The sequence below is a fragment of the Pseudoalteromonas sp. 3J6 genome, assembly GCF_903995135.1.
Taxonomy (GTDB): Bacteria; Pseudomonadota; Gammaproteobacteria; order Enterobacterales; family Alteromonadaceae; genus Pseudoalteromonas.
Genome location: NZ_LR877185.1, coordinates 1,208,905 through 1,230,996 on the forward strand (window position 1 = coordinate 1,208,905; position 22,092 = coordinate 1,230,996).

The 22,092-nt window shown below is 41.0% G+C and carries 16 protein-coding genes; 10 read left to right on the forward strand and 6 right to left on the reverse strand.

Annotated features, from left to right (window positions below; genetic code table 11):
• Window positions 1-250 precede the first annotated feature (250 nt).
• Together P3J6_RS05580 and P3J6_RS05585 are read right to left on the reverse strand one after the other, a co-directional pair.
• Window positions 251-622: a diacylglycerol kinase gene (locus P3J6_RS05580; protein WP_198522426.1), complete on the reverse strand. Its 372-nt coding sequence runs from the start codon at window positions 620-622 to the stop codon at window positions 251-253.
• Complete coding sequence (locus P3J6_RS05585; RefSeq protein ID WP_198522427.1) at window positions 619-2,292, reverse strand: phosphoethanolamine transferase; 1,674 nt, start codon at window positions 2,290-2,292, stop codon at window positions 619-621. The genes P3J6_RS05580 and P3J6_RS05585 overlap by 4 nt, the downstream gene beginning before the upstream one ends.
• A gap of 527 nt (window positions 2,293-2,819) precedes the next feature.
• Here P3J6_RS05585 and ilvG point away from each other — a divergent pair.
• The 8 genes from ilvG (at window position 2,820) to P3J6_RS05625 (ending at window position 11,977) form a co-directional block, all read left to right on the forward strand.
• The gene (ilvG, locus tag P3J6_RS05590) at window positions 2,820-4,469 is read left to right on the forward strand and encodes an acetolactate synthase 2 catalytic subunit (protein WP_138569769.1); all 1,650 of its coding nucleotides are present in this window, start codon (window positions 2,820-2,822) and stop codon (window positions 4,467-4,469) included.
• On the forward strand, window positions 4,466-4,708 hold the full coding sequence (ilvM, locus tag P3J6_RS05595; RefSeq protein ID WP_028834467.1) for an acetolactate synthase 2 small subunit: 243 nt from the start codon (window positions 4,466-4,468) through the stop codon (window positions 4,706-4,708). The genes ilvG and ilvM overlap by 4 nt, the downstream gene beginning before the upstream one ends.
• A gap of 101 nt (window positions 4,709-4,809) precedes the next feature.
• A complete protein-coding gene (ilvD, locus tag P3J6_RS05600) occupies window positions 4,810-6,666 on the forward strand; it encodes a dihydroxy-acid dehydratase (protein WP_198523775.1) in 1,857 nt (618 codons plus the stop codon).
• Between the two features lie 2 nt (window positions 6,667-6,668).
• Window positions 6,669-8,222 (forward strand): threonine ammonia-lyase, biosynthetic, encoded by a 1,554-nt coding sequence (gene ilvA / locus P3J6_RS05605; RefSeq protein WP_075169505.1) that lies wholly within the window; start codon window positions 6,669-6,671, stop codon window positions 8,220-8,222.
• A gap of 93 nt (window positions 8,223-8,315) precedes the next feature.
• Complete coding sequence (locus P3J6_RS05610; RefSeq protein WP_198522428.1) at window positions 8,316-9,365, forward strand: ABC transporter substrate-binding protein; 1,050 nt, start codon at window positions 8,316-8,318, stop codon at window positions 9,363-9,365.
• A 102-nt stretch (window positions 9,366-9,467) separates the two neighbouring features.
• Window positions 9,468-10,655 (forward strand): methyltransferase, encoded by a 1,188-nt coding sequence (locus P3J6_RS05615; RefSeq protein ID WP_198522429.1) that lies wholly within the window; start codon window positions 9,468-9,470, stop codon window positions 10,653-10,655.
• 10 nt (window positions 10,656-10,665) lie between these two features.
• Window positions 10,666-11,331, forward strand: coding sequence for a carbonate dehydratase (gene can / locus P3J6_RS05620; protein WP_008112739.1), 666 nt, complete (start codon window positions 10,666-10,668; stop codon window positions 11,329-11,331).
• A gap of 1 nt (window position 11,332) precedes the next feature.
• Window positions 11,333-11,977 carry a short chain dehydrogenase gene (locus tag P3J6_RS05625; protein WP_178954680.1) on the forward strand — a complete coding sequence of 215 codons (645 nt, stop codon included), beginning with the start codon at window positions 11,333-11,335 and terminating at the stop codon, window positions 11,975-11,977.
• A gap of 48 nt (window positions 11,978-12,025) precedes the next feature.
• Here P3J6_RS05625 and ubiK read toward each other — a convergent pair whose 3' ends face one another.
• Window positions 12,026-12,289 (reverse strand): ubiquinone biosynthesis accessory factor UbiK, encoded by a 264-nt coding sequence (gene ubiK / locus P3J6_RS05630; protein ID WP_008112735.1) that lies wholly within the window; start codon window positions 12,287-12,289, stop codon window positions 12,026-12,028.
• A gap of 113 nt (window positions 12,290-12,402) precedes the next feature.
• On the opposite strand from ubiK, the gene rep reads away from it, so the two are divergent.
• Complete coding sequence (rep, locus tag P3J6_RS05635) at window positions 12,403-14,421, forward strand: DNA helicase Rep (RefSeq protein ID WP_010390360.1); 2,019 nt, start codon at window positions 12,403-12,405, stop codon at window positions 14,419-14,421.
• A 13-nt stretch (window positions 14,422-14,434) separates the two neighbouring features.
• Here the strand turns inward: rep and P3J6_RS05640 are convergent, their stop codons facing one another.
• From P3J6_RS05640 to elbB, 3 genes are all read right to left on the reverse strand, one after another.
• Entirely contained in the window at window positions 14,435-16,999 is a 2,565-nt protein-coding gene (locus P3J6_RS05640; RefSeq protein WP_198522430.1) for a bifunctional diguanylate cyclase/phosphodiesterase, read from the reverse strand.
• A gap of 177 nt (window positions 17,000-17,176) precedes the next feature.
• The gene (locus P3J6_RS05645) at window positions 17,177-17,569 is read right to left on the reverse strand and encodes a c-type cytochrome (protein ID WP_008112730.1); all 393 of its coding nucleotides are present in this window, start codon (window positions 17,567-17,569) and stop codon (window positions 17,177-17,179) included.
• Window positions 17,570-17,773: 204 nt separating this feature from the next.
• Window positions 17,774-18,421 carry an isoprenoid biosynthesis glyoxalase ElbB gene (gene elbB / locus P3J6_RS05650; protein ID WP_171039614.1) on the reverse strand — a complete coding sequence of 216 codons (648 nt, stop codon included), beginning with the start codon at window positions 18,419-18,421 and terminating at the stop codon, window positions 17,774-17,776.
• A gap of 510 nt (window positions 18,422-18,931) precedes the next feature.
• Here elbB and polA point away from each other — a divergent pair.
• Window positions 18,932-21,667 carry a DNA polymerase I gene (gene polA, locus P3J6_RS05655; RefSeq protein WP_054202566.1) on the forward strand — a complete coding sequence of 912 codons (2,736 nt, stop codon included), beginning with the start codon at window positions 18,932-18,934 and terminating at the stop codon, window positions 21,665-21,667.
• The last annotated feature ends 425 nt before the right edge of the window (window positions 21,668-22,092 follow it).

Below are 22,092 nucleotides of genomic sequence, written 5' to 3' on the forward strand. Positions count from 1 at the left end.
TAACTTAGTTTACTTTATAGGTAACGTAAAAATGCCAGATTAAAAAGCGCTATTGATACCAATTATTGCTGTAGGCCATGTTGCCAAAATTAGTCAAAACGCGTTCACTTTGTTATGAACTATGAACTATGAACTATGAACTATGAACTATGAACTATGAACTAAAGGCGATTCGTGAAAAGCTTCATAGACTGAGAAAAAACACCACCATGACCTACAGCAGCACTAATGCTTTTTTTACTTTGGCTAATTAAGCCCATAAAACAGACCACCAAAGCAGAACGGTGATGAGCATGGCGATAAAGACACTGGCAGAAGCGATGTCTTTAGCTAGGCCTGATAGTTCATGATATTCGCTACCGATGCGATCAACCACCACTTCGACTGCGGTATTGACCAACTCAGCAAATAACACAAACAATAAGCTGGCAATCAATATTAATTTGCTACTTAAAGTAATTTCTTGCAAGCAGGCAAATACGCCTAGCAAACTAAATAAAACCAACTCTTGCTGAAAAGCAGCCTCAAATCGACTCATCCACTTTAGGCCATTAAATGTATGGCTTAAGGTAAAAATTAGGCGCATTAGGCCTTGGCGTTTTATAACGGTTTTATTTTTCATATTTTAGTTTCGCTATGGCTAATCGTTTGACATGACGCGAGTAAATCTTCAGAGGTTTGGTAGGTTTTACTCACAACACCGGTTAAGTTTAAAAGGGTATGAAAAATAGCATCGTGTGATTGCGCTAAAGTGCTATTTAAATTGTTGAGACACTTGGCTGTAATGCGCTGATTATGCTCATCAGCCCAGATGTAAAGAGGCACATGGGTTTGAGTTGTTGGTGCAAATGCATAGGGAAAGCCATGTAAGTACGCGCCATTTTCACCGAGCGACTCGCCATGGTCCGACACATACAGTAATTGCTTATCAATATTGGCTGGTAGTGCCTTTAACTGTTCAATAACTTGAGCGTTGATAAAATCACTATAAGCAATTGTATTGTCGTAGGTGTTAACCAGTTCTTCTGCGCTACAGTTCTGAATATCGCTGCGGTCGCAGGTTGGGCTAAACTGTTTAAATTTTTTAGGGTAGCGCTTAAAGTAAGTGGGGCCATGTGAACCCATCATATGCAGCACTATAAGCGTATTAGCCTGACTCAAGTTAGCAAGCTTGTGCTTTAATGGGGCTAGCAACGCTTCATCAAAACAGTATTTACCATCACATAGTTCGGATGCTTTGGTATCAATATTAGTGGTAGGTACGCGCGAGCAGACGTTTTTACAGCCACTGTTATTATCAACCCACAAGACATCTGCGCCTGCTTGCTGTATCAAATCAATCACGTTTTGCTGATTATCACTGTCTAAACGAGAAAAATTGGCATGAGTTTGCAGTGAAAACATGCACGGTACTGACACTGCCGTGGCCGTGCCACACGACGATACATTATCGAAATAAGTGACATTATGTTTTTGTGTGTATTGGTTGGTATTGCGCTCATAGCCTTGGTAGGAAAAGTTTTCAGCTCGTGCGGTTTCACCTACTACTATGACAGTAACTCGTGTTGTACTTGGCGATGCTAAAGTTGGTGTGGTATCAATATTTTTAAATTCAATATCGCTGTAAAGCAACTGGTCACGTGCATACTTATAGCCACTAGAAAGGTATTGAAATGGAATGATTTCTTTTTTCAATATACGGTTATTTCGACCTGTTGCCGCGTAATCGGCGTAAAAGTTTACTACCACTAAAGCAATCAAAGCACCGCATGCTAGTAACAGTTTAATACGACTTAGTATTTCTTTGTGTGGGCGGGCACAGTTTACGTTTATACGACTCAAAACAAAGGCAGGTAATGCGCCAAAAAGCAGTAAAAAGCCAACAAGTTGCAAGTTTAAATAGCTTATTGCTTCACTAGAGTCCGTCTCTGCTGCGTTTTGTATCATTGAGTAATCAAATACTACTCCATAGTTTAATGAGCCGTAAAGTGCGGCACTTGAGAGCACGAGTAGTAAGTAGTTGATGGGTTTTAATAGCCCTCGAACAGACACCAAAGAAAAAAATATAACTAATAAACACACAAGTAGTAGCGGTACAGAGAATAGAAATAACCACGAAAATGTGTGCAGCGAAGTAATAGCGCTAAACGCACCATGCATAAATGGAATATTAATGATTAAGCCATAATAGCATGCCATTAAAATAACAAATGCATTAGCGCTACAGTTAAAGTAAAAGCGCTTTTTGGTGTTTGCTTGTGATTGCTTACTGAGTTTGAAAATTGAATTCATAACACATCTCTTTTTAGTGAACGTTGTTATGCTAGGTCGTCACACTTAAGAAACGCTTAAGAAGTCAATTTATTTTATTTTGTGAGCTATAAAATACAGCGGTTTGCTAAAAATTAATCAAACCATAATTCACCGTTATAAGAATAGTGAATTTCCTGAGTTGAAATGAAGGGATAAAAAATTCACTTTGTTTAGGTTGTTTGAATTTTAAAACCTAGGCCGGCGTGTTTTTATAATTATTTTGGATTGAATTTGATGTTGACTTAGCGCCCTGAGCGCGGTACTAATATAAAAAGACAGCGAAACAAGAGTTTCGTAATTACAGAAATTAAATGGTATTAAATTTTATGCTTAACAATGCACTTAACCTAGTCCTGATTATTATCGTGGTGATTATTCCCGCGAGGGCTTCGTAGTGCTTTAAAAAACTAAGCATTGAAAAGCCCTCCGCACTTAACCGTCCGGGGGGCTTTTTAGTTTTAAGATTAAATTTTAACGGGTTGTCACACAGGAATGAGGATTTACTAATGACAGGCGCAGAACTAACAATTGATTTACTCGCCAAGCACGGCGTAGATGAAGTATTTGGCTACCCAGGTGGTGCTATTATGCCCATTTACGATGCCTTGTATGGTGCGCCTGTAAAACATTACCTCACTCGCCATGAACAAGGTGCAGGATTTGCAGCCGTAGGCTATGCACGCAGTACTGGCCGATTAGGTGTATGTTTAGCAACATCAGGCCCGGGTGCTACTAACTTAATTACCGCATTGGCTGATGCCATGATGGACTCAGTGCCTTTACTTGCCATCACCGGGCAAGTACCAACCGCAGCTATTGGTTCTGACGCCTTTCAAGAAATAGACGTGCTGGGTATGTCGCTTTCATGCACAAAACACAGTTATATGGTTGAGCGAGCAGAAGATTTAGCCGAAATATTACAAGAGGCGATGCATTTAGCACAAAGCGGTCGACCTGGCCCTGTTTTGGTTGATATCCCCAAAGACATTCAAATGGCGCAAGTACCTTTTAAACCTTGGTTAGCGGTAGATGAATATTTGCCTCAACTAGATCTAAATCAAGTTGCTATTGCTAACCAATTACTCAGTGAAGCCAAACAGCCTGTTGCCTATGTTGGTGGCGGGGTCCATGCCGCTGATGCGCAAGCGCAGTTAATGCAATTTTTAAATAAAACGCAAATGCCAGCGGTTTCAACCCTTAAAGCATTGGGCAGTGTATTACCTGATTACGAATATGATTTAGGCATGCTAGGTATGCATGGCGGTCAAGCAGCTAATTTAGCGGTGCAAGAATGTGATGTATTAGTGTGTATTGGCGCACGCTTTGATGACCGTGTAACCGGCAATTTAGCTAAGTTTGCTGCAAAAGCAAACGTGATTCATTTAGACATAGATGCAGCCGAGGTAGGAAAACGTAAACCCGCAAAAGCGTCATTAATTGCTGATTTAAAAACGTCACTTCCTGCGCTTGAGTGCGTGGTTACACCAAAAGCGTGGTGCGATCATAGTAAAAAAATGAAGGTCAAACACGCGTGGCGCTACGACTACCCTGGTGAAAAAGTATTTGCTCCTTACTTACTTAATCAACTTAGCCAGCGTATGCCAAGCACTAGTGTGGTGTGTTGTGATGTAGGCCAGCATCAAATGTGGGTCGCCCAGCACATGAAGTTTAGCCACCCTTGTAACCACTTAAGCAGTGGTGGTGCAGGCACTATGGGGTTTGGTTTACCCGCGGCTATAGGTGCACAAATCGCGCGTAAAGATGACTTTGTGATCACCGTTTCAGGTGATGGTTCAATCATGATGAATATTCAAGAGCTTGCCACTATTCGCCGTAATAATTTACCAGTAAAAATACTGATACTAGATAACCAGCGCTTGGGCATGGTGCGTCAATGGCAGGAGCTATTTTTTGAAGGGCGTTACAGCGAAACTAACCTGTCAGACAACCCTGACTTTGTACAACTTGCTGCTGTGTTTGGCATTCCTGGGCAAACAATTACCCATGCCAACCAAGTGGATGATGCAATCACTGCTTTATTAAATAGCGATGGACCTTATATTGTTCATGCTTGTATCGATGATAAAGAAAACGTATGGCCACTTGTTCCGCCTGGGGCTGCTAACGATGAAATGATGACGGAGAAAGCACAATGAAACACAGTTTAACTATTGCCTTAAAAAGCCAAAGTGTCGCAATCGAGCGCTTTTTACGTGTGGTGCGTCATCGTGGTTTTGATTTAACTCACTTACAGCTCAATATGGACGATGGTCAATATAATATGGCGATGACGGTTGATAGCGATAAGCCAATTTACTTGCTTACCAGCCAGTTAAATAAATTGGTTGATGTGAAACATGTGACGCTACAAAGCTTACAGCAACAGGCTGTATAAAATAAATTTAATGAATTTTACGAGTAACTGATTATTTGGTTATTCATCAATTTTTAGAATGAGGAATGCCCGCATTAATTGCGGCAAACACTGAGGTAACTATGGCTAAATTAAGAAGTGCAACTACCACTGAGGGGCGTAAACGCGCAGGCGCAAGAGCATTATGGCGTGCAACAGGCATGACTGATACCGACTTTGGTAAGCCAATTATTGCTGTTGTGAACTCATTTACGCAATTTGTACCGGGGCACGTGCATCTTAATCAGCTTAGTGAACTGATGGCTGAAACTATTACTCAGGCCGGTGGTGTACCAAAAGAATTTAATACCATTGCTATCGATGACGGTATTGCCATGGGTCACGGCGGTATGCTTTATTCACTGCCATCGCGCGATTTAATTGCCGACTCAGTAGAGTATATGGTGAACGGCCATTGTGCCGATGCGATGATTTGTATTTCTAACTGCGACAAAATCACCCCTGGAATGATGTTAGCGGCGCTGCGTTTAAATATACCCGTTATTTTTGTATCGGGCGGCCCAATGGAAGCAGGTAAAACCAAATTAGCGAATATCGATATTAAACTCGATTTGGTTGATGCTATGGTTAAAGGCGCTGATGAATCGGTAAGTGATGCCGACTCTGAGCAAGTTGAGCGATCTGCATGCCCTACCTGTGGGTCGTGTTCAGGGATGTTTACCGCCAATTCTATGAACTGTTTATTAGAAGCAATTGGCCTTGCGCTGCCTGGTAATGGGACCACGCTTGCGACCCATAAAGACCGCAAACAACTGTATGTTGAAGCGGGGGCACGTATCGTTGATTTATGCCGTGAGTACTACCAAAAAGATAACCAAGAAGTACTGCCTCGTGCCATCGCTAATAAAACCGCATTTATGAACTCTATGGTGGTTGATATTGCTATGGGCGGTTCATCAAATACGGTATTGCATTTACTCGCAGCGGCACAAGAAGCCGGCGTTGATTTTGATATGTCACACATTGATGAACTTTCACGTAAAACCCCGTTTTTATGTAAAGTTGCTCCAGCTACCGCGCAATACCACATTGAAGATGTACACCGCGCTGGTGGCATGATGGCCATAGTACGCGAGCTTGGAAAAGCAGGACTGGTTGATTTATCGGTTAACCATGTTGCTGGTATGACAATGGGTGAGCTGGTTAAAAAATGGGATGCAACTGATCCGAACAACGAAGCCGCGCAAAAGTTTTACCGTGCTGGCCCTGCTGGAATTAGAACAACAAAGGCGATGAGCCAAGATTGTCGTTGGGATGAAGGTGACAACGACCGTGAAAACGGCTGTATCCGCAGTGTCGAACATGCATTTCGTCAAGATGGCGGCCTGGCGGTACTTGCTGGTAACTTAGCGGTTGATGGCTGTATTGTTAAAAGTGCGGGGGTTGTCGATGAAATGCTGCACTTTGAAGGTACTGCGGTTGTGTATGAGTCACAAGATGATTCTGTAGAAGGGATTTTAAATGGCGAGGTAAAAGCCGGCGATGTGGTGGTTATTCGCTACGAAGGGCCTAAAGGCGGCCCTGGTATGCAAGAAATGCTATACCCAACTAGCTATTTAAAATCAAAAGGTTTGGCAGAGCAATGTGCATTAATTACTGATGGGCGTTTTTCAGGTGGCACGTCGGGTTTATCGATTGGCCATGTATCGCCAGAAGCTGCCAGCGGTGGCGCAATTGCTTATGTTGAAAACGGCGATAAAATTATCATCGATATTGCCACCCGAGAAATTACGCTGGCGTTAAGCGATGAAGAGCTTGAAGCTCGCAAGCAAAAACAACTGGCTCGTGGTAAACAAGCGTATAAACCGCTTAATCGTGATCGTTATGTATCATCTGCGCTTAAAGCGTATGCGCTACTTGCAACTAGTGCCGATAAAGGCGCAGTTCGCGATTTAGCCAAACTGGAGGAGCTTAGCTAGGTATGGTTTCTCAAGAACTCGATTATTTTCGCGCGATTATCCAAGCCAATATGGAGCCTTTAGCCAAGGTAACTGAGGTAAGTGAAATGGCCGAATTGAGTGCACGATTAGGTAATCATGTTTGGTTAAAACGTGAAGACCAGCAACCCGTGTACTCGTTTAAATTACGCGGTGCTTTTAATAAATTAAATAAGCTGCCCAAAGGCTCGGTTGTGATCACCGCATCCGCAGGTAACCATGCCCAGGGTGTGGCACTAAGTGCCTCACACTTAGGGCACAAAGCCACCATTGTGATGCCCGTGACCACACCTGAAATAAAGGTTAATGCGGTAAGGGCATTGGGTGGTGAAGTCGTATTGCATGGCCATCAATTTGATGCCGCAAAAGCGTATGCGCTGGAATTAACTGAGCAGCGAAACGGCGTATTTGTACCGCCATTTGATGACCCTGATGTGATTGTTGGTCAAGGTACGGTTGCCCGTGAATTAATGCAACAGCTCAACGATTTAGATGTGGTATTTATTCCTGTTGGCGGCGGCGGCTTGCTGGCAGGTATGGCGGTATATATTAAGTCGCTGCGCCCCGATATCAAAGTGATAGGGGTTGAGGCGAATGAAAGCGCCTGCTTAAAAGCTGCTTTAGCAGCAGGCGAGCCGGTAGAGCTCGATCGCGTTGGCAGTTTTGCCGATGGTGTTGCCGTTAAAATAATTGGTAGCGAAACATTCAGACTGGCACAAAAGTTTTGTGATGAAGTAGTTACCGTATCAGACGATGAAATATGTGCAGCCATGCAAGATATTTTTGTATCAACCCGTGCTATAGCTGAGCCTTCAGGAGCGCTTGCAACTGCAGGGCTTAAAAAATGGTCTCAGCAGTCGGGTTTAAAGGGGTTAAATTTAGCCGCTATTTTGTCTGGTGCTAATTTAAACTTTGATCGCTTACGTTATGTGGCTGAGCGCACTGCGCTGGGTGAGAAAAACGAAGCTTTATTAGCCGTGACCATTGATGAAAAGCGCGGTAGTTTTAAGCAGTTTTGTACATCTTTAGGTGGGCGTGCCATTACTGAGTTTAACTATCGTTATGCGGGGCCTGGCGAGGCGCAAATTTTTGTTGGTATTGCGCTACGTCAAGGGTTAGCAGAACTTGAAGAGCTTAAACAAAGTCTAACAGATAACAAATATACCTTTTGCGATTTGTCAGATAACGAATTAGCAAAGCTGCATGTACGCTATATGGTTGGCGGTAAAGCGCCAGAGCAGTTACATGAACGCTTACTAAGGTTTGAGTTTCCAGAGTACCCAGGGGCATTGGCGCGCTTTTTAGATACGCTGGGTAGTAACTGGAATATCACTTTATTTCACTACCGCAATCATGGCGGGTCAATGGGGAATGTATTAGCAGGCTTTGCTATTGAACCAAGTCAATATGAGATGTTTAATGAGCACTTAAATCGGCTAGGTTACAGTGTCCAAGACGAAACCGATAACCCCTGTTTTACTCAGTTTTTAACTACCCAACCTCAAGCAGAAAAGCTTGAAAAAATCGCTCTAGCCTAACTCTATCCTAAGCAAGCATCTTACCCCGATGCTTGCTTTATTAGCTGTTTTACATATAGTTATAATTAATTATCATGTTTATGGAAGCCTGCTTTGCTACTTAAAGGAATAATAATTAGCACCTGCTTTTTTTGTAGCCAGTTAACGGCGCAGGAATCAGTCACGTTACAATTAAAGTGGACGCACCAATTTCAATTTGCTGGCTATTATATGGCCAAACAAAAAGGCTTTTATAATGAGGCCGGTTTAGACGTCAATATAGTTCCTGCCGATCCAAAACGGCCAAATAGTTTTGGTGCGGTAGAGCGAGGAGAGGCGCAATTTGGTGTAGCACATTCAGGTATATTAGAACGCCGTATTGCCGGTGAACCCTTTGTAGCCATGGCTGCCATATTACAGTTTTCTCCTTACTGTTGGATGGTAAAAGAAACTTCAGATATTTTTCATGCTCGTGATTTTATTAACAAGCGTGTAAGTGAAGTCAGCAAAGAGAGTAATTCTGAGTTACTAACTATGCTTAAGCGCAGTGGTATTGATACCGAAAAACTGGCTGTTTACAAAGGCGATGAATTACAACAAGCATGGATGGAAAATAAATTAGATGCCATAGAAGTGTATGTTACCGACCTACCTTATCATATGGATCAGCAAGGGGTTGCTCATAGACTTATATGTCCACAACGTTATGGGATGGATGTATACGCGGATATTTTATTTACCAGCGATAGTATGGTTAAGTATCACCCCGATACGGTAGAAAAGTTTTATCAAGCAAGTTTAAAAGGGTGGCGCTACGCGGTAATGAATATGGATGAAGCCATTGCCATAACCCAACAGTTTTATGCGCCTGATCGCAGTTTTCATCAACTGGCATATGAGGCTGAGGTACTTAAAGACTATATTGCTCCACCGAGTACTACTGTGGGTAATATGTCGATGGCTAAATGGCGTTTAATTGCTGACTTATATGAGATTGATCAAACAAAGTTTGATGAAGTAAAAGCTGATTTTATTTATAAATATAAAAAGCAAGAAACACTGCAGCTTTCTTGGATGCTAATTGCGGCTATTATAATAAGCATTATTTCTATCCCTCTGTATTTACGTTTAATACTTAAATCGGCTAAACAAAAGCGGGTATAAGGTTAAGCAATTCCCTTGCTCTGCGAGGTTAAAAAATAACTGCTTAATCAGGTGCTATTGTGCTGGTATAATTAAGCGTCTTTTTTATATCCTTAAGCTGTTATGACCTTAACTGAGCAATTTTCTGCCCTAGACTCTTTGCTAATGAATACTCGCTTGTATTGGCAGTGTACTGCATTTGATTTTGACGCTTTACCTTGGCCTGAATTACATGCTCCTTTGAGCGCTTTATCCGATCAGGCGGTTGCTGAATTAGACTCTGATCAAGAACAGCTCTATCAGTTTTTTTCATCCTATATTCCCGCTGTTGAGCAACTTAGCCGATTAGTGTCATTGCCTGCCATTACTAACACTCGGAAGGAATACCCGTTTTGGATCAGTAATGGTATTAAAGGTCGAAAGTTTACTCAGCTACAAGATTTTGTTGGCGCATTGCCCATTAGTAATCAGCCTGTATTAGAGTGGTGTGCAGGTAAAGGCCATTTAGGGCGAATGTTAGCTTTTAATGGTGCGCAGAGTGTACACAGCGTTGAGCTACAATCTCATTTGTGTGAACAAGGGAAAAAAAGTGCACAGCAGCAGGGACTTGCAATACAATTTAGCCAAGCCGATGTACTTAAGGATAGCATTCAGGATTTTTTTAGCCCACACACTCATGCCGTCGCTTTGCATGCCTGCGGTGCGTTACACCAAACTTTTATGCATCAAGCCAGTGCAGCAAAAGTACCACAAATTAGCTTTTCACCTTGTTGCTATCATTTATTTACTGATAATAATTACCAAGCGATGAGCGAGCATGCTCAGCAAAGTCGATTAAACTTAACTCACAGAGATTTAAAGCTCGCCCTGCAAGAAACTGTTACAGCTCCTTCGCGAGTAGGCAAAGTGCGAAAAACAGAAGTGGAGTGGCGACTCGGGTTTGATGCCTTAAGAAAGTCACTTACTGGTGAGTTAGGGTATGTCAGCGTCCCTTCAGTGAATAAAGCGATATTTTCAGATTCGTTTGCAGCATTTTGTAACTGGGCGGCAGACAAAAAAGCCTTAAAACTGCCAAAAGATATTGATTACAATAAGTTTTTATTGATTGGGCAGGCGCGAAAAAAAGTAACAGAGCGAGTTGAACTGGTTCGACATGTGTTTAGAAGAGCAATAGAAGTTTGGCTTGTGCTCGATCGTGCTTTATATTTGCAGCAGCAAGGCTATGACGTCAGTGTTAATACATTTTGTGAGAAGCAATTAACACCCCGTAATATTTTAATTTTAGCCAGTTTAAAAACGCCCTCAACCTAAAAGAGATGTAATGAGAAATTTAAATAACTTACTAGAAAATAATAAACGCTGGGCATCTAGAACGAGCGAAGCGAACCCTGAATTTTTCAAAATTTTATCGATGCAACAAAACCCAGAATACTTATGGATAGGTTGCTCTGATTCACGGGTGCCAGCTAATCAAATTGTTGATTTATTACCGGGTGAGTTATTTGTGCACCGTAATGTTGCCAACGTGGTTGTACATACCGATCATAATTGTTTATCGGTTATGCAGTACGCGGTCGAAGTATTAAAAGTAAAACATATTATGGTTGTTGGCCACTACGGTTGTGGTGGTGTGCAAGCGGTACTAAACGAGGACCGCTTTGGCTTTATTGATAACTGGCTCCGCCACGTTGGTGATGTAAAAGAAAAACACCTAGAGCAACTTAATGCTCTGCCAGAAAAACAACGTCTTGATCGTTTAATAGAGCTTAATGTGATTGAGCAAGTGCGTAACGTATCTCGCACTAGCATTGTTCAAGATGCATGGTTAAGAGGCCAGGAACTCACGGTGCATGGTTGGGTATATGGCTTAGAAAATGGTCATTTGCATGACTTAGAATCGGTAGTTAGTTGTGCTGAAGAAGAGTGTGAAAGCTATAAAAAAGCAGTACACCATGTACTAAATAAATCTGCGGACAGTCACCTTTAATATGGCCAAAACGGCGCTAATAATCGGCAGTACCGGCTTAGTTGGCAGCCAGTTATTACAACAGCTGTTAGCATCTTCTTGCTATTCAAAGGTAGTGAGTTTATCGCGCCGCCAATTAGATTTTTCTCATCCTAAATTAATTAGCCATGTTATTGATTTTGAAAATTTGACGCATCATGTTGAATTGTTCAAAGGTGACGTATTCTTTTCTTGCTTAGGGACCACATTAAAGCAAGCGGGCAGTGTGGCTGCACAACGTAAAGTTGATTTTGAATACCAATTTATTTGTGCGCAAATGGCGGCCAATAACGCTGTTCCGCATTATTGTTTGGTATCGTCAAGTGGCGCAAATGCGCATAGTATGAGCCGTTATTTAAAAATAAAAGGAGAGCTTGAGCAGCAGGTGAAGCAGCTTGGCTTTGCACGCTTGAGTATATTGCAACCGTCTTTATTAGTCGGCGAGCGTTCAGAGCTTAGAATTGCAGAAAAGCTAGGTGAGGTGGTACTTCCACTGCTAACGCGTTTTGGTATCCTCAAACGGTATAGACCCATTACCGGTGAGCAAGTAGCTAATAAATTGCTGAGGGTAAGCATAGAGCAGCAACAAGCAACGGGTTATTATGTGCTGGACGAGCTATTTGAATAACTGAGTGATTAGCGCCATAAAGCAGGTTCGTCTATGGCGTTATATTTATTATTCAGCGTCTGTTTTTGCCGATAATTGCTGTTCAAGTATTGCCACTTTTGCTTCTAATTCAGTTAGCTTTTCACGTGTGCGGATCAGCACTTGGCTTTGAATATCAAACTCTTCACGGCTTACAAAGTCCATTTCGGCAAGCTTATTTTGTAACACTTGCTTAGTTTTACCTTCAAGTGTGTCAGCCAGGTTTTTTACACCTTGTGGCATGTTATTAGTGATCTGTTTCGCAATTTCTTCAAGTTTTGCTGGGTTAATCATAGTCGTCCCTTGCCTGTTGCCTAAAATGATAATAACTAATATTACCTTATTGGCTAGGCGTATTGTAGTGATTACGTTAAAATTGCCCGTCTTTTTGCAATCAGCTGGTCGTTATGAAACTCAATCCTAAACAAGATGAAGCGGTAAAGTACATTAGTGGTCCTTGCTTAGTATTAGCCGGCGCAGGCTCGGGTAAAACGCGAGTTATCACCAACAAAATTGCTTACTTAGTACAAAAATGTGAGTATCAAGCGCGTAATATTGCGGCGGTTACCTTTACCAATAAAGCGGCTAAAGAAATGCGCGAGCGGGTTTTGCAAACCTTAGGCAAACAAGAGTCTAAAGGTTTATGGGTGTCTACCTTTCATACGCTTGGGCTTGAAATCATTAAAAAAGAGTTAAAAACACTGGGTTTTAAACCCGGTTTTTCGTTGTTTGACGACCAAGATACGAATCAATTACTCGGTGATTTAACCGAAGACGAGCTTAAAAAAGACAAAGACTTACTGAACCTGCTAAAAATGCAAATTGGTAGTTGGAAGAATGAGCTTATTTTACCAGAGCAAGCTATTCGCGAAGCCAGAGAGCCGCAAAAAGCATTGTTTGCTCAGTTGTATGCGCGTTACCAAAATCAATTAAGAGCGTATAACGCGCTGGATTTTGATGATTTAATTATGATCCCCACGCTGCTTTTAAGTAGTAATGCCACATCACGTGAGCGATGGCAGCAGCGTTTTCGTTATTTACTGGTGGATGAATATCAAGATACCAATACCAGCCAATATCAATTAGTGAAATTGCTGGTAGGCGAACGAGCACGCTTTACTGTGGTGGGAGATGACGATCAGTCAATTTACTCTTGGCGTGGTGCTCGTCCACAAAACTTGGTGTTATTAAGTAAAGATTACCCTGGGCTTCGATTAATAAAACTAGAACAGAACTATCGTAGTGCTGGACGCATTCTTAAAGCGGCCAATATCTTAATTGCAAATAACCCCCATGAGTTTGAAAAAAAGCTCTTTAGTGAGTTGGGCTATGGTGAGCAAATTAAAGTCATTGGCTGTCGCGATGAAGAACATGAATCAGAGCGTGTGGTTGCAGAGATTATTTCTCATAAATTTATGAAACGCACCAGCTATAAAGATTACGCTATTTTGTACCGGGGTAACCACCAAGCGCGGGGCTTTGAAAAATCGTTAATGAGTAACCGAATCCCGTATAAAATTAGTGGTGGAATGTCGTTTTTTTCACGTTCTGAAATTAAAGATATCATGGCTTACTTACGTCTTTTAGTGAATCAAGATGATGACAATGCTTTTTTAAGAATTGTGAATACCCCACGTCGTGAAATTGGTACAGTCACGCTTGAAAAGCTTGGCACCTTAGCTAATGAAAAACACCAAAGCTTATTTGCGACCTGCTTTGATAACGACTTAGGGTACAGACTAAAAGGACGTGGTTTAAATGCACTAGCTGGGTTTGCCCGATGGGTGGTTGAGCTTTCAGATAACGCAGTGCGCAGTGATACACTGGAGGCGGTGAAGGATTTAGTGCGTAATATTAATTACGAAGCTTACTTGTATGAATCATCGCCTAGTGCCAAAGCTGCTGAAATGCGGATGAAAAATGTGTCCGAGCTGTATCGCTGGATAACAGACATGTTAACAGGCGATGCCGATAATCCGCCAATGACACTGGCTGAAGTAGTTAGTAAATTGACCCTTCGGGACATGCTAGAGCGAAACGAAGAAGAAGATGAAGCTGATGCCGTGCAATTATTAACTTTGCATGCCTCAAAAGGACTTGAGTACCCCTATGTATTTATGGTCGGTATGGAAGAAGGATTGTTGCCACACCAAGTAAGCATTGATGAAGATAATGTGGATGAAGAGCGCCGTCTTGCCTATGTAGGTATTACCCGCGCGCAACAAGAGCTGACTTTAACCTATGCTAAAATCCGCCGTCAGTTTGGTGAAACATCACAAACAGAGCTCAGTCGATTTGTGCAAGAGTTACCGCAAGATGACTTAGCCTTTGAAAACAAAAAAGCGCCTAACACCCAAGCTGAACGTATGGAAAAAGGCCAAGCTCGGGTTGCAAATTTAAGAGCAATGCTGAAAAAGCCACAATAAGGTGTGTTTAGCGCTATTTTAATTCTGAGTTTTTAAGTGTAGCTGGTATAGCGCTGGTTAGTGGGTGCTGTTTAGCAACGAATAGGTTTATGCCGTGTTTATCTAAAAGAGCTCTAAAGTTTAATATTGATGGGCCTTTAGCTATCACTTTTATCTGTTTAAGCTTAGTAATAGCCAACACCCCCTGCAACTGTAAATCGTAGCTTTCTTGTTGTAATACTCGTTTACTGAAGGTGGAGCTAAGGAGTAAATAATCACACTCTACTTCAGTCACCAAATTAAGCTCGCATTTGTCTTTTGCGAAATTGTTTAAGCCAATCGAATGACCGAGTTTTTTAAGCTGTTTTAAGTTCTCTAATTGCTGTGCGCTGGCATAACGCAGCTCCTGCTCATCAAACAACAAGCAAAGCTGTTCATTGTTTACCGGTTGTTTTAGTGTCGCTTTTAGTAAAGAAAATTCATGCTCTTCTAACAGTAAACTGGAGCAAGGCAATAGCGCAACGGCTATTTCTGCATTTTGTGCTTGTTGATAAGCTTGTTGGATGAGTTGTAGTTCAACTTTGGTATGTTGTTCTTTATCATTCGCAAATTTCTTTAAAATATCAAAACTGGTAAAGCCAAGGACTGGGTGTTCACCAAAAGCCTCAAATAACGATGCACTCTGATAATGCTCATCCAAGGTGATAATATCTGAGCTACGAAACGTCATAGGCAATACATCAAGGTGATGCAATGTTTGTGACTCATGTTGCAACATAGGCTCAGTGAGCAGTGGATGAAATAACTCAAAGCGGTTTTTACCTGAATTTTTAGCATAATACATAGCAGCATCGGCGTCGCGAATGATTTCATCGGTATGTTTATAGCTTTGCTTTGAATAGGTTATCCCAATACTGGCGCCACTTTGTACACACACGCCTTTAGTACAAAACGGCTTTTGCATAATTTTTATAATGCGATTGGCAACATCTTCTGCCTGATTTGGCTCAGTTAAATGGGTTAGTAATACTACAAACTCATCTCCGCCTAAACGCGCTAATAAGTCATGCTCACGAATACATTGTGAGAATAGTTTACTAACACTAATTAAAAACTCATCGCCGGCATGATGCCCGAGCTGATCATTGATATCTTTAAACTTATCAAGGTCAATAAACAATACAGCAAAGTGCTCATTTGGATTGCGTTGATAATATTGCAGGGTTTTTTCTAGTTGAGTTAAAAATAAATTCCGATTTGGTAAGCCTGTTAGTGAGTCATGGTGAGCATCGTGATAAAGCTGTTGTTCTATTTTTTTACGTTCATCAATTTGCATTTGCAAATGTAAATTTGCTTGGCTCAATTCTTTAGTCTTTTCATTAACTCGTGAGGCAAGTTCTTGGTGGCTCTTTTTTAGTGCCTGTGAAGCTAATTTTGTTTGTAATACCGTGGCAATTTGATGCGATACAAAGGTGATTAGCTCTGCATCATCATGTGTAAAAAGATGTTCATTATTATAAGCTTGGCAAACAATTAACCCTATAACGCCTTGCGAAGTTTTTAGCGGAGCGCCTAGCCAGCTGGTGGCTCTCTTGGATTCATCAATTGGTTTTTCACGCTCTACAATGCCACTATTTAATAACTCTTGTGCTCTTTTCGGATGAATTATTTGTGTTTCTTCGGTGCTTATAACCAGTTCACTGTAGCCTTTTGCAAAGCGCCGTGGTTGAGTGCTGCCTTGGAATTCATCAACACTGTAGGGAAAACTGATCCAACCTGATTCTTTATCATACAAGGCAATATAAAGGTTTTTTGCGTAAGTAATGGTTTTTATTATTTCGTGTATTTGAAAATAAGCATCATCTAAATTTTTGGCTTGGGTTGTCAGCTCTGAAATTTTGAATAATATTTGCTGGCGTTGCAGGGCACCTTTTCGCTGTTGTATTTCAACATTTAAAGCGTCATTACTTTGCGTTAATGCTCGGGTTCTTAATTTTACTTCTGATTCGAGTAACTCTCGTTTTTTAACCCGTTCAATTGCGGTGGCTAAATAGAGTGACATGGCCTCAAGCAGGTTTATTTGTTGCGAACTGTAACCTTGTTCTGTGTCGTAACTTTGCGCGGCTAACACACCAATAATGTTTCTTTCTTGATAAACAGGAACGCCTACCCAGTGTTCTGCAGGTGTACCCAATGCTTTAAATAAGCCTTGCTGGGCAGCATCATGCATTTGCTGTTTGGTAAAGTAAGTGGTTTTCCCTTGCTTGAAGACATAACCCGTTGCGCCTTCTTCAAAATTATTATCTCGATTAAGTGGTACTGCAATGCCATCTTTTTCATCAGAAAAATAAGATAATTCTAACTGTTGTGACTGGGGATCAACCAGCACCACATAAAAGCTTTTACTCGGAACATACTTTTGTAAAATGTCATGAATAGCAGGGTAAAGTAAGGTTAGCTCGGCAACAGTACTTGCTTGCTCTGATAATTGTATCAGGGCATTGTGGAGGTGGTAGGCATGTTTGTACTTTTTTAATAGTGCTTTTAGTCGTTTATTTTGGCGCACTACGCTATTAGGTACAATAAGTTTATCTTCCAATGATGTTTAACCAGTTATAATTTTTTGTATAGTTATTAATCATTATAGTTCCACTTTTAACATTTTGCGTCAAGTAGATATTTTTCTTAATTATGTAGCTAAAACTCATGAATTAGAAACAAAAAAGGCTTACTAAAACGTAAACCTTTTATTTAAAGCATTTTGACTTGGCTAATTTTAGTTAGCGGTCATGAAATCAATTGCTGCGCTTATTTCATCATCAGAACAATCCATACACGTTCCACGCGGTGGCATGGCATTAAAGCCATTGATCGCATGATCTAATAAGGTGTCTTTTCCTTTAGCGATACGAGGAGCCCAATCGTCAGCTGATTTAGGAGCGCCTAAAGCACCAGTGCCGTGACAAGCAAAACAGGCTGCTTGATATACTTGCTCGCCTGAACGAGGACCTGTTGGTGCAGCAACCGCTACTTTCTCACCTTCAAGGTAAACAGCACCAATAGGCGCTAAACGTTTTTTAATTGCATCTTCAGTCATAGAGTTATCATATGGCTGTGCGTATGCGGTGGTTGCTAGCACAAGTAATGCTGCAGCTGATAGTTTTTTCATTTTGCCTTGCCCACTTCAATTTGAACGTGATCAATCACGATTTTAAATGACGGAATTTAGACCAATTATAACTCCACTCAGTGATTTATAAAATGCTCAGAGTCGATTTTATTTATAAATACGACTAATGATTGTCTTAACTCAATAAATTACCTAAATAAAACGGGATCATTAGACATCTAAATGCGATCAGAACCCTTACGACTAACTCATAGCCAATACGTTACGTACTAGTTTTTCGATTCCTGCATCGGCATCCATAATTGATTGTGCCAACATATAAGCAGGTGTTGTAACCAGCTTATTATTTTTATCAATAACAATATCATCCACTTTACACTCAATATGCTCAGCGCCTAATGTGGTTAAAGCATCGGCCGTGTCGCTATCATTACCAATAGTGAGCTGTGGTTTATTATAAATGAATGGCAATAAAGCGGGTGCAATACACATATAACCGGTGGCTTTATTTGCTTTTGCAAATGCTTTACAAGCGCTCAGTACTTCGTCATTTACTTTCGCGTTAGTGCCATTAATAGCAAAGTCAGATAAGTTTTTAGCTACACCAAAGCCGCCAGGAATAATTAAAGCGTCAAATTGTGTAATGTCTAATTCAGCGAGTGACTTTATATTGCCACGGGTGATTCGAGCCGATTCCACTAATACATTACGCGACTCAGCCATTTCTTCACCAGTAATGTGATTAAGAGTATGGTACTGCGTAATATCGGGCGCAAAACACTGATATTTCGCGTTGTTTTTTTCAATGTGTAATAAAGTAAGCACTACTTCATTAATTTCACTGCCATCAAATACGCCACAACCTGCTAAAATTACCGCTATATTTTTCATATTATTTTGCTCCATTGAAGTCATTTTAATAAAGTTTAACACGGCGAATCAGCCTATCTAAAAATTTATTTGCTGGTTTTTTAGCCGCAAAGTAAGTTGTTATGCGCTATATGCCATTTGATAACTAGTAAGGGTAAAAAAAATTATAAAGGATCGCTATGATCTTTGATCCATTATGCTAGAATGCTCATCCAGTTATTTAAATGGACGTAAATAATCAAAGTGGGTTACAACACCAGTAACGGTTTAAATGCCTTTTCCACATTGATAGAAGAATAATAAAAAAGAACCTCGAATTATCTTTTTTTAAACAAAACAATAAATTACAAACTAATCTAAGCATTTTACTATGTTTCGGATGGATAGTTTGTGGGTGTTATCTACATAGTTATCCACAAGTTGCTAAAAATGTAGCGCCCTTAATCACATTAATTCACAGTCGTTTTATTTACTGCCTTATGGCATGCTTATACTTATATTACTTTTTTGTATTTAGGATCCAATTTTACCATGGCTCAGATCCCCGAAAACCCGCTTATTCTTGTTGATGGCTCTTCATATTTGTTTCGTGCTTATCATTCTCCACCTCATTTAACTAATTCTAAAGGTGAAGCCACTGGCGCCATTTATGGCGTGGTAAACATGTTGAAAAGTTTGATCAAACAATACGATCCCTCACATATGGTGGTGGTGTTTGATGCCAAAGGTAAAACTTTTAGAAATGACATGTACAGCGAGTATAAAGCGAATCGTCCGCCAATGCCTGATGATCTGCGTACCCAAATAGCGCCGCTACATAGCATTATTAAAGCGATGGGCTTTCCATTAATTAGTATTGAAGGTGTAGAAGCCGATGACGTGATTGGTACATTTGCGCGCATTGCTTCTGAGCAACAACGCCATGTACTGGTATCAACTGGTGATAAAGATATGGCACAGTTGGTTAATGAGCATGTCACCTTGATCAATACCATGACCGACAGTATTTCAGATCCCGACACTGTGGTTGAAAAGTTTGGTGTTGGACCTGAGCTTATTATCGATTATTTAGCCTTAATGGGCGATAAAGTAGATAATATTCCTGGTGTTGAAGGGTGCGGGCCTAAAACGGCGGTTAAATGGTTACAAAAGTACGGATCGCTTCAGGGCGTAATTGATAATGCTGCTGATATCAAAGGTAAAATAGGTGAAAAGCTTGCAAAAGCGATTGATCATTTACCATTGAGCTATGAACTTGCCACTATTAAGTGTGATGTGGAGGTTGAATCTGATCTTGATACTTTTAAATTGCAAACACCGAATAAAGACGAATTAATTGCCTTATACGGTGAGTGTGAATTCCGTCGCTGGTTAGCTGAATTACTAGACAATCCAAAAGATGCTGACACACATTTAGCGGTCCCAACCCAAGAGAATGAGTTGCCAAAAGTTGAAGATGCGCACTATGAAACGATTTTAACTGAGGCCCAATTTAATACATTGATAGAGCAGATCAATGAAGCTGAGCTATTTGCTTTTGATACTGAAACAACCAGTTTAGAGTATATGAAAGCGCAGTTGGTAGGGATGAGTTTCGCAGTAAAAGCAGGGGAAGCCGCCTACTTACCGGTTGCACATGATTACCCAGGTGCGCCTGAACAGCTCAGCCTTGAATTTGTGATGCAAAAGCTTGGGCCAATATTAGCTGACGAAAATAAAGCTAAAGTTGGTCAAAACTTAAAATACGATAAAAGTGTGCTTGCCAATGCTGGCTATGAATTAAATGGTATTAAGTTTGATACTATGTTGGAGTCTTATGTTTTTAACAGCGTAGGTACTCGTCATGATATGGACTCATTAGCACTTAAATATTTAGGCCACAAAAATATTAGCTTTGAAGACATTGCTGGTAAAGGTAAAAAGCAGCTCACGTTCAATCAAATCGAACTTGAAAAAGCGGCGCCTTATGCCGCAGAAGATGCCGATATTACTTTGCGTTTACACCAAGTACTATGGCCGAAACTTGAAGCGGATGAAAAGCTTAAATCGGTGTTTGAAAATATAGAAATGCCACTAGTAAGCGTTATTTCTGACATTGAGCGCACCGGTGTTGCTATCGACAGCAATATGTTGGCCACGCATAGCCAACGCTTAGGTGAACGATTACTTGAGCTTGAAAAAGAAGCGTTTGAAATCGCAGGCGAACCGTTTAACTTAAGCTCGCCAAAGCAATTACAAGTACTGTTATTTGAAAAGCTAGAATTGCCTGTTATCAAAAAAACACCCAAAGGCGCGCCTTCTACAGCAGAAGAAGTACTGCAAGAATTAGCACACGATTACCCATTGCCTAAAGTGATTATTGAGCATCGCGGTTTATCTAAGCTTAAATCAACTTACACAGATAAATTGCCACTGATCGTGAATGAGCAAACCAAGCGTGTGCATACTTCTTATCATCAAGCGGTAACAGCAACGGGTCGATTAAGTTCAAGCGATCCTAACCTACAAAATATTCCTATTCGTTCAGAAGAAGGGCGCCGTATTCGTGAAGCCTTTATTGCTGCTGATGGATATAAAATTGTGGCGGCCGATTACAGCCAAATAGAGCTGCGTATTATGGCGCATCTTTCACAAGATAAAGGGTTGCTCAATGCCTTTGCAAATGGCTTAGATGTGCATAGCGCTACAGCTGCTGAGGTATTTGGAGTTGAGCTTGAAGAGGTTACATCTGATATGCGCCGTAAAGCTAAAGCCGTTAACTTTGGCTTAATTTATGGCATGTCGGCATTTGGTCTGGCACGTCAACTTGATGTACCACGCCATGAAGCGCAGCATTATATTGATAAATATTTTGAGCGTTTCCCAGGTGTTTTAGAATACATGGAAACGACCCGTGAAAAAGCAGCAGAAAATGGTTACGTAGAAACTATTTTTGGCCGCCGTTTACATTTACCAGAAATAAATGCCCGCAATGGAGCACGCCGCAAAGGCGCTGAGCGCGCAGCAATTAATGCCCCTATGCAAGGCACTGCTGCCGATATTATTAAAAAAGCCATGTTAACAGTACATGCATGGGTTAACCAGCAAGCGCCTAATACGGTTAAGCTACTTATGCAGGTACACGATGAATTGGTATTTGAGATTAAAACAGAGTGCACTGAGCAATACACTCAGCAAATTTGTGAGCTGATGTCACAAGCGGCACAGCTAGATGTACCACTTATAGTTGAAGCTGACGAAGGTGATAACTGGGAACAAGCGCACTAATTTGGTATGCCAAGGATGCCTTGTCTTAGGTAAACACAACAGTTAAAAAGAATTATTTAAAAGCGCCAATAGGCGCTTTTCTTTTAGCTTGCAGGTTAAAAAAAAGTTAAATTAAACAGCAGTTTGTATTAAATCGTTAGAGGTTCGTCAATTCGCTTCGAATATCGATAATATGCTTGTATTTTTACGCTTGCTTTTGGTAAAGTGCCGCCCGTCCTCATCCTGTAGGACATCCTGTTGATGATGCATCGTAAGATGCAACGTATTGATAGCTTCTCCCCAGTTTGCTATATCGGCCTATCATATATTTGATGGGCCGTTTTTTTATAGCTTTACTCCAAAGCGTTAAATTTATTCTCTAATTGCACTTAGCGTTTCAAGTGATAACATCAGTTTACTGTGCGTTTTCTTTTTAACTCAGCGTA